The following is a 7,995-nucleotide window of genomic DNA, read 5'->3' on the forward strand; positions in this document are numbered from 1 at the left end:
CAAATCTGAGTTTCAGATCACGAAAATAATTTCCAACTCTCATCTTTTGCATTGATTCCCGTGTAGGGATGAACGAAGTCACATTCACAAACCAACCCGCAACGTGAGCAAAGTCTCAAATAAAGGGCGTAGACACCCAAAAACATGCAGGAGTGCAAGGTTTCTGAGGAGGATCGTAGTCGGTAACGTTTGGCTTCACGTAATATGAGTAAAGACTTAAGTAATTAGGCTCATGTCATTGGAGTGCACTCAACGATAGATTGGGATATTCCAGAACATAGCCACGGAATAGGTGTAAAACTTCGATATGTGGATCCCTTCGAAACTGACTCGTCCCGGCCGCTTACATAATGCAATCCTACGACCTAGGGTTCTCGATCTGCTTCACAATGCAGATTGCTATAAGCTTGTGTTGTTCCGCTCTCCAGCGGGCTACGGCAAAACCACCATGGCTGCACAATGGTTGGTAGATAAACCTAATGTGGGTTGGTACAGCATTGATGATAGCGACAATGATGCCTTCCGCTTTATCAACTACCTACTTCAATCACTTAATAAAGCGACTCAAAATGCCTGTCCGAATGCCCAAAAACTGGCAGAAAAGCGACAGTTTTCATCGCTGCATTCTTTATTAAGTGAAGTATTTGCCGAGATGTCGGAATTCCATCACGAGTGCTTTCTGGTGTTGGATGACTATCACTTGGTCAACAATGACGACATCCACGAAGCCATGCGCTTCTTCCTCAAACACATGCCCGATAACCTAACGTTGGTTGTCACCAGTCGTGGTACGCCACCACTTGGTACAGCAAACCTGCGCGTTCGTGACTTAATGATCGAATTAGGTAATGACTCGTTGGCGTTTGATACCGAAGAAACCACACGATTTTTCAACCAACGCGTAGCCGACGGCATTGATGACACCACGGCAGATAGCATTTGTAGTTATGTAGAAGGTTGGCCTTCTGCACTACAACTTATCGCGCTACAAGCACAACACCAAAAACGCACTCTTGCACAGTCCGCAGAGTCATTCTCTCACTTTAACCACGCCCATCTTTGGGACTACTTGGTTGAAGAAGTATTCGACCTGCTAGACAAAGAAACCCGACAGTTCTTGATGCAATGTTCTGTGCTTGATCACTTCAACGATGAGCTTGTGTGTGCACTTACACAGCGTGAAGATGCGTTAGGTATGATCGAATCACTCAACCGTTTTGGTTTGTTCATCTACCCGCTTGAAGGTGAAAAGAACTGGTATCGCTTCCATAACTTGTTTGGTGAATTCCTCGCACATGAGCGCCAAGCTCGAATTCCTCAGCAAGAAGCTGAACTGCATCGAAGTGCTGCAAAAGCGTGGATCAAGCAAAACACACCACACCAAGCACTACGTCACGCACAGCGTGCTGAAGATCCAGAACTGATCATTCAAATCCTGACTGAGCACGGTTGGCCGATGTTCAACCAAGGTGAGCTTTCGTCATTAGAAATGGCGATCAAACAGCTAACCACAGATCAACTATACAGTGAGCCAAAGCTTTCGATGTTGCGCGCTTGGCTTGCACAAAGTCAGCACCGTTATGACCAAGTGGGTACTTTGTTGGAAGAGGCTGAGACTCAATATCAAGCGCGAAACATTGAACTCGATACTCAGCAGCAAGGCCAATACAACGCCTTACGCGCACAAGTTGCCATCAACAGCAATGAGCCTGAGAAAGCATTGGAATTGGCTGAGCTTTCGTTGAGTCAGTTGAACACCACCGTTTATCGTAGCCGCATTGTCGCAACCTCGGTTGTGGGCGAAGTGAATCACGTAATGGGTAACCTAAGCCGTGCGCTACCGATGATGCAACAAACAGAAAAACTGGCACGTCAGTATCAGGTTTACCATCAGGCCCTGTGGGCGATTCTGCAACAAAGCGAAATCTTGATTGCTCAAGGTTATGTTCAAGCTGCATTTGAGCTACAAGACAGTGCATTCAAATTGATTGAAGAACATCAGCTGCAATACGTACCTCTGCACGAATTCTTGCTGCGTGTTCGCGCTCAGATCTTCTGGTGTTGGAACCGACTAGATGAAGCGGAAGAGTGTTGCTACAAAGGCTTAGATATCCTTGGTCACCACTCTCCGAGTAAACACCTGCACAGCTATTCTATGTTGGCTCGTATTTCATTGAGCCGTGGTGAGATTGATAAAGCGTCGAAATTTATCGACCAGATTCAGCACCTATTGCGTCAATCGACTTACCACGTAGATTGGACGGCAAATGCTTCTCTTTCTTTGATTCTGTTCTGGCAAGTAAAAGGCGATAAAGAAGCTATCCGTGATTGGCTGAGTGTGGCTGTTCGACCTGAATCGGCAAGTAACCACTTCTGCCAACTTCAGTGGCGAAACATCGTTCGTGCTCACATCATCCTTGAGCAGTATGAAGACGCAGAAGAAGCGCTGACTTTCCTTAAGAGTGAAGCCCAGCGTTCGCACCTGATTACAGACACCAACCGCAACTTGATCGTTGAAGCCGTGTTACGTACACAAATTAACGATGAAGACAGCGCACGAATACTACTCGAAGAAGCGCTTCATATGACTAACCAAACCGGTATGGTCGGTAACTTCTTGGTAGACGGTGGGACTATCGGGCATATCTTGGATAAGTTGAGCAACAAGCCAGGCTTAGGTGATTTAGAACGTCACCGCGCACAACAAATCATGAAAGATATTTCCGCGACCCAACGCAGCCGCTCGGTTCACTTCGATGAAGACTTTGTTGAGAACTTGGTTAATCACCCGAACATTCCTGAGCTTGTGCGTACTAGCCCACTCACCCAGCGTGAATGGCAAGTACTTGGTCTGATCTACTCAGGATTCAGTAATGAGCAGATCGCTCAAGAACTCGATGTAGCGGGTACCACAATCAAGACTCACATCCGTAACCTTTACCAAAAGCTCAACATTGCTAACCGTAAAGAAGCAATCAGCACAGCGGAGAACTTGCTGCAGTTGATGGGGTACTAAAACGGATTCGAGATTCGAGATTCGAGATTGATTCGAGAAAACATAAGCTAGTCACCGATGGTGGCTGGCTTTTTTTTCATCTGAAGTTTAGAACCTAAAAATGTAGGAATGGGAAAAGTAAAAAGACGATCACCAAACGACAGGCAAAAAAATAGCCAACCGCAATAATCGCGATTGGCTCTATATATTTGTGAACAAATCATAAGTTCACTAACAACGTCAGTTGGCTAGGTGACCCTCGGCTTAAGAAGGGTCAATGTATATAATGCAGTTAGCGTGCCAACTTTTATTCGACGTTTTATAAGCCCTGCACCGCATAAAAACCATGAATTTGTCATGCGAATTGCAAAGTGCATTTGCATATTGCAACCAAGATGCAATATCGATAAGGGATCAGTTTCATCTCTGCTCTTAATGACAAATCACTAAGTGGTTGTTATCTAAATGTTAGGCAAATATTCACTTCAACTTATTGCCTTACAATTAATAGAGTAATAAAAGCCCTTCCCCAAAAGCATATTCATACTTTTTTTACACTAAAGTTTGTATACTGCACAAAATCATCCTCAACTCTATGAAGCAATGAACTACTTAAGTACTTTTTTCAAAGGCATGGCAATGGGCGCAGCAGACGTTGTACCTGGCGTGTCGGGCGGAACCATCGCATTCATCACTGGTATCTACGATACGCTGCTAGAAAGCATTCGCAGAATTAACCCTAGCGTACTTGGCTTATGGAAACTCGAAGGCTTCAAAGCCGCGTTTAATCACATCAATGGTTTCTTCCTAATTTCACTGTTCGCGGGCGTATTCACGAGCATTGCGACATTCGCAAAATTGATTTCTTGGTTATTAGTCACCCACCCTGTTCCACTGTGGTCTTTCTTCTTCGGCCTGATCTTGGTCTCGGTTTTCCATATTCTTAAGCAAGTAGAGAAACGCGATATGATTCGCTTCGTGTTTTTGCTGCTTGGCGTTGCTTTCGCTTATAGCATTACCGTGCTTAAACCGCTGCAAATGGAACCAACCAGCATCAACGTATTGATTGCGGGTGCGATTGCTATCTGCGCGATGATTTTACCCGGTATTTCAGGCAGCTTTATTCTGCTCCTGATTGGCATGTATGGCCCCGTGCTTGGCGCCGTTAAATCATTTCAAGTCGATATACTTGCGCTATTCCTTGCGGGCTGTGTGATCGGACTGCTGACTTTCTCACATGTACTGTCTTGGCTATTGCGTTCATTCCGCGACTTCACATTGGTATTCTTAACCGGTTTGATGATCGGTACGCTGCCTAAGATCTGGCCTTGGAAAGAGACCATCAGCTGGCGCACAAACTCAAAAGGTGAACAAGTTCCTCTGATTCAAGAAAACCTATCACCGTTTGATTTTGAAGCGGTAACCTCTCAGCCTTCTCAGTTGGTCATGGCGATTGTGATGATGTTTGCTGCGATTGCATTGGTTTTAGGCCTGGAGAAGTTTGCAGAGCGTAATGCTGACTAATCATTCAGCCAGCTTCTGGAAAGCGTTTAGAACGGATAATGCTTAGAAATACTAAGCTCACATATCTATTAAACAGACAAAAGCGAAGCCAATGGCTTCGCTTTTTTAGTTCTACCATACGCACAAAATTGCTTTTTGATACAAGCACGTATTGAGGGGTGTGATAACATCGCCGCTCTTATAAAATTAAATGAGAACACGACATGCACTCTGCATTAAAGGTTGCTGCTGTTGGGATCGCTCTCGTGGCAGGCTTTTATGGGCCGCAAGCAATTCAGCAATTTAAATCAGCGATGGAGCACTCAACTGCCGACGTCAGCTTGGATGATTACTGCATGCTTTCAACCACATCGTGTGAGCAGGAATCCATTTCAATGTCGCTTGACCGAGAAACCGCGCAACCTCTTCTACCCACAAAGATAAAGGTAGTTTGGGAAGGTGCTGCATCTGAAACCTTGATGCTATCGCTGACCGGTTTAGAGATGGAAATGGGCTCAGCACGTTTCCAATTAAAAAATACTGGTAACAACATCTATGAAGGTGATGTCATTTTACCCGTGTGTACCATGGATCACATGACTTGGCTTGGTGAGCTCACCGATGGTGTTGAAACCGTAAAACCTGCAATAAGGATGGCAAGATGAGTAGAAATTGGTCGTTAGCATTGGTTGTCGCTTTTGTACTTGGCTTTGGTGTCAAAAGCTATCTTGATGGGCAAAACGAAGTTCAAGAACAACACGCTGCAAAACAAGAGTTCTCCGCAACGACTCTTTTCGGCAAAGACAACCAACCAACGGAAATCTTTGACCAAACCGATGACAGAATTCGTATCGTTTACTTCGGTTTCACACGCTGCCCAGATGTGTGCCCCACTTCTTTGGCTATGTTGGCCGGAGCACTTAACCAAGTCTCTGATGAAGCAAAAGCCAAGATTCGCCCGATGTTTGTCTCTCTCGACCCTGAGCGTGATGCAGCAGAAGCCTCATACGAATACGCACAATACTTCCACCCAATGATGGAAGGATTAAGTGGTCCTTTGGATGTGACAACCACGCTTGCACACAACTACGGTGTTATTTTCAGAAAGACCAAGCTGGAAGGTTCAGAGTTGGAATACACCCTAGACCACAGCTCATATTTTTATTTTTTAAAGCCCGACGGTACCTTGATTACCAAAGTACCGCACACGTTGACGCCAGCGCCAATTGTTGAGGCTATCAACAAGCTGACGCAGTAAAACGTAAAAACAAAGAACTTACTCAATAAAGTTCAAAAAAAGTCAGGTCCCAGACCAAAAACATAAAAATTAAGGACAACAACATGAAGTTAAAAGCACTTGCTCTAGCAGGCTTATTGCTCACCCCTTTTGCTCAGGCTAGTAGCGATATTATGGTTCATGACGCGTACGCTCGTGCAACCCCGCCTTCAGCAGTGAACAGCGCGGTGTTCACGACTCTGATGAACCACAGCGATAAAGATCGCGCTATTGTTTCTGCAACAACACCTGCAGCAGGTAAAGTAGAACTTCATGATGTAATCATGGATGGCGATGTTATGAAAATGCGCCAAGTTCAAGAGATCACCATCCCTGCAAACGGTGAAGCGGTACTTAAACCTGGTAGCCTACACATCATGTTGTTCGACCTAAAAAGTAGCCTAAAAGAAGGTGAGCAAATCGAGATGACTCTGACCTTTGCCAATGGTGAAACACAGACCTTCGACGCACCAGTGAAGAAAGTGATGAGCGGCATGAAGAAGATGAACCACGACCATCATTAATCGTATTCACAATTGATAAAATAATTTAAGCCACGATGACTTCTCGCCATCGTGGCTTTTTGTTAAACTGAGCGCGCTTTTTATTCAAAGCCTGAACACATAAATAAACCAAGGAGAATAGAAGATGATTGTAATGAAAATACTAAAACTGGCAGTAAAAGTAACGCGTTAATTTGTTTGGTTAATCAAACTTTAATCTCGAACTACCAACATTAAGCCATCAGCTGGCTACCGCACACTTTTACCCGGTTTACTGTTGATCGTAAGTGATCAATATCTGCATGCCTGTAAAGCATGACTCAAATCCGGGGTCCTATCGATTTTGAATTCGACCCAAGCTCAAACATTTTTGACGTCTCGACGCTTTTTGAACTGACCAACGCTTTTCGATCTCATCGACAACCTGAGATCTTACAAGACGTTAATGCTCTCATAAGACTTTAATGCTCTCACAAGAAAAGAAAGCTCGCACGTCTGGGTAAATAGACATGAATTCACAAAACGCATTTTCTCATCCAATGTCACTTCAACAACTTGGATGGCAACCTGTATTCCAACAACAACTGACACTTGAAGACTACGACCATTCAGTGATCGCCCGTATCACCGCGCACCATCGCAGTGGCTACACATTTGCGTCTGAACAAGGCGAAATCACTCTACCTATTCATCACAACCAACCTGCAATGACCGTTGGCGATTGGGTAATATTGAACTCTGAACTGCAATTCGATCGCTTACTAGAACGCCAATCGCTCTTTAGCCGAAAAGCTGCAGGCAGTCGTGTGGCTGAACAATATATTTCAGCCAATATCGACACAGTGTTTATCGTGGTTTCATTGAACAACGACTTTAATCTGAGTCGCATTGAACGCTACCTGGCACTCGCAAATGAAGCACAAGTTGAAGCGGTTATCGTCCTGACTAAGAAAGACTTGTGTGACGACTACGAAGGCAAAGTACAACAGGTACAAAGCTTAGACCCGATGCTCATGATCGAAGCGGTCAATAGCCTAGATCAAGGCTCAACCCAAGTACTGTCACCTTGGTGTAAAACCGGCAAAACCGTCGCGCTAATGGGGTCTTCTGGTGTGGGTAAGTCGACTTTGGTTAACTCATTGCTAGGTGAAGCATCGCAGGCAACTGGTGGTATTCGTGAAGACGACAGTAAAGGTCGTCATACAACCACATCACGATCACTCCACTTGCTCGCATCAGGTGGCTTGCTTCTCGACACTCCAGGAATGCGAGAGCTCCAACTTGCAGACTGCGCTGAAGGCGTGAGTGAAACTTTTTCAGACGTCGAAGAGTTAGCAATGCACTGCCGCTTCTCTGATTGTCATCATGAATCAGAGCCAGGATGCAAGATAAGGGCTGCCATTGAGAGTGGTGAACTGTCTGAAAGACGATTTACTAATTATCAAAAGCTACTGAGAGAACAAGCAAGAAACGGCGCTTCTCTTGCAGAGCAACGCGCTAACAATAAGCAGCTTTCCAAAATGTACCGAAACGTACAGTCAGAAAGCCGCAATATTAAGAAAGGCTCAGCTTAAGCAGTTGGATATTGACGGTAATCTGAGTTAATCGCTCAACGCTGATCTGAAACACCGAGCCCCACGTGTCAATCGCGTGGGGCTTTATCGGCTTTGTTTCCTAAATCAGGGAACTAATGCTTAAAGCTACGATCAGATCATCTA

Annotated in this window: 6 protein-coding genes; all 6 read left to right on the plus strand. The window is 45.0% G+C overall.

Annotated features, from left to right (window positions below; all coding sequences use genetic code 11):
• The first annotated feature begins 307 nt into the window (after nucleotides 1-307).
• The 6 genes from malT (at nucleotide 308) to rsgA (ending at nucleotide 7,851) form a co-directional block, all read left to right on the plus strand.
• Entirely contained in the window at nucleotides 308-3,016 is a 2,709-nt protein-coding gene (gene malT / locus AB6E52_RS18950) for an HTH-type transcriptional regulator MalT (protein ID WP_017061867.1), read from the plus strand.
• Between the two features lie 582 nt (nucleotides 3,017-3,598).
• Complete coding sequence (locus tag AB6E52_RS18955; RefSeq protein WP_102321107.1) at nucleotides 3,599-4,519, plus strand: DUF368 domain-containing protein; 921 nt, start codon at nucleotides 3,599-3,601, stop codon at nucleotides 4,517-4,519.
• Nucleotides 4,520-4,722: 203 nt separating this feature from the next.
• Entirely contained in the window at nucleotides 4,723-5,163 is a 441-nt protein-coding gene (locus AB6E52_RS18960; protein ID WP_102321106.1) for a hypothetical protein, read from the plus strand.
• The gene (locus AB6E52_RS18965; protein ID WP_004732104.1) at nucleotides 5,160-5,756 is read left to right on the plus strand and encodes an SCO family protein; all 597 of its coding nucleotides are present in this window, start codon (nucleotides 5,160-5,162) and stop codon (nucleotides 5,754-5,756) included. Before AB6E52_RS18960 ends, AB6E52_RS18965 begins: the two co-directional genes overlap by 4 nt.
• An 83-nt stretch (nucleotides 5,757-5,839) precedes the next feature.
• Nucleotides 5,840-6,298 carry a copper chaperone PCu(A)C gene (locus AB6E52_RS18970; RefSeq protein WP_017068936.1) on the plus strand — a complete coding sequence of 153 codons (459 nt, stop codon included), beginning with the start codon at nucleotides 5,840-5,842 and terminating at the stop codon, nucleotides 6,296-6,298.
• Nucleotides 6,299-6,786: 488 nt separating this feature from the next.
• Nucleotides 6,787-7,851, plus strand: coding sequence for a ribosome small subunit-dependent GTPase A (rsgA, locus tag AB6E52_RS18975; protein ID WP_102321105.1), 1,065 nt, complete (start codon nucleotides 6,787-6,789; stop codon nucleotides 7,849-7,851).
• Nucleotides 7,852-7,995 lie beyond the last annotated feature (144 nt).

Origin of the sequence: Vibrio sp. 10N.247.311.13 (genome assembly GCF_041467595.1) — a bacterium.
GTDB lineage: Bacteria > Pseudomonadota > Gammaproteobacteria > Enterobacterales > Vibrionaceae > Vibrio > Vibrio crassostreae_C.

Bases quoted from the DNA above. Each gene is read 5' to 3' on its own strand.
- malT (WP_017061867.1), top strand. From the start codon at position 308: ATGTGGATCCCTTCGAAACTGACTCGTCCCGGCCGCTTACATAATGCA.
- AB6E52_RS18960 (WP_102321106.1), top strand. From the start codon at position 4,723: ATGCACTCTGCATTAAAGGTTGCTGCTGTTGGGATCGCTCTCGTGGCA.
- AB6E52_RS18965 (WP_004732104.1), top strand. From the start codon at position 5,160: ATGAGTAGAAATTGGTCGTTAGCATTGGTTGTCGCTTTTGTACTTGGC.
- AB6E52_RS18970 (WP_017068936.1), top strand. From the start codon at position 5,840: ATGAAGTTAAAAGCACTTGCTCTAGCAGGCTTATTGCTCACCCCTTTT.
- AB6E52_RS18955 (WP_102321107.1), top strand. From the start codon at position 3,599: ATGAACTACTTAAGTACTTTTTTCAAAGGCATGGCAATGGGCGCAGCA.
- rsgA (WP_102321105.1), top strand. From the start codon at position 6,787: ATGAATTCACAAAACGCATTTTCTCATCCAATGTCACTTCAACAACTT.